Genomic DNA, 1,236 nt, shown 5'->3' with positions numbered 1-1,236 from the left:
CTAGTGCCGCACCCGTGAACCTTTGCCCCGTTGCAGCCGACACGCCGACCACTTCCGGTGTGCCGGCCACGGCATCGGTCAACCTGGTCGAGTGGCAGAACGAGTACGAGTCCGAGAAATCGACGACGACGAAGGTAAACGGCTGGTACGGATCATCCGCCGAGGCACCGGATCGGTGGTGACCTGGCGGCGCGCCCAGATGATCCTGCTCTCCGCCCAAGGAATGCCAGTACCCAAGATCGCCGAGGTCAGCTTCACCAGCGCCGACCGCGTCCGCGATGTAATCCACAACTTCAACACCGACGGATTCGACTCCCTGTACCCGAAATACGCCGGCGGCCGACCGAAGAAGTTCACCCTCCCGGAACGCCGGGAGATCAAAAAGATCGCCAAGTCCACACCCGTCGAGCACGACCTGCCGTTCTCGACCTGGAGCCTGACCAAACTCGCCGAGTTCCTGGTCGCCGAGGGGGTGGTCGACGACATCAGCCACGAAGGACTACGCGTGCTGCTCCGCGAGGAGGGTGTCTCCTTTCAAAAAGTGAAAACGTGGAAGCGATCCAAGGATCCGGACTACGCGACCAAGAAGGCTCGGGTCGAGCACCTGTATGCCATTGCCGACGGCGAGGTCATCCCGGATTCCGATGAGCCACAGGTGATCTTCTGTCTCGACGAGTTCGGGCCCCTCAATCTGCAGCCGCATCCGGGCCGGCAGTGGGCCGAGCGTGGCGGCACGCACAAGGACCCGGACCGGGAGCCGAGACGTCGCCGACGGGCGACCTACAACCGTCCCCACGGAGTGCGGCATCTATTCGCCGCCTACGACCTCGGCAAGGACAAGCTGTACGGGCACGTCAAGACGACGAAGAACCGCACCAAGTTCCTCGAATTCTGCCGGTACCTGCGCAGCCTGTATCCGGCCGATGTTCGGATGGCGATCGTGTGTGACAACTTCTCGCCGCACCTGACCACGAAGAAGTGCCAACGGGTTGCTGAGTGGGCGGAGGCGAACAACGTCGAGTTCGCGTACACCCCGACGAACAGTTCGTGGCTGAACCGTATCGAGGCGCAGTTCACGGCGTTGCGGTACTTCGCGCTCGACGGTACCGATCACGGTAGTCACCGGGAGCAAGCGTCGATGATTCGTCGCTACATCATCTGGCGGAACAAGCACGCAGTCGACGAGAAACTACGCGAGATCGTCGACAGGGCAAACGTTGCGTGATGCGGCACTAG

Annotated in this window: 2 protein-coding genes; both read left to right on the top strand. The window is 62.1% G+C overall.

Annotated features, from left to right (window positions below; translation table 11 throughout):
• Positions 1 to 182: hypothetical protein (locus ACWDUD_RS30650; protein WP_450111781.1), on the top strand; the 182-nt coding region annotated here is incomplete at its 5' end.
• On the top strand, positions 119 to 1,225 hold the full coding sequence (locus ACWDUD_RS30645) for an IS630 family transposase (RefSeq protein ID WP_450111780.1): 1,107 nt from the start codon (positions 119 to 121) through the stop codon (positions 1,223 to 1,225). The genes ACWDUD_RS30650 and ACWDUD_RS30645, both read left to right, overlap by 64 nt.
• Positions 1,226 to 1,236: the final 11 nt, after the last annotated feature.

This window comes from Rhodococcus sp. NPDC003382, assembly GCF_053589135.1.
This window is presented reverse-complemented; position numbering and strand designations above follow the sequence as displayed.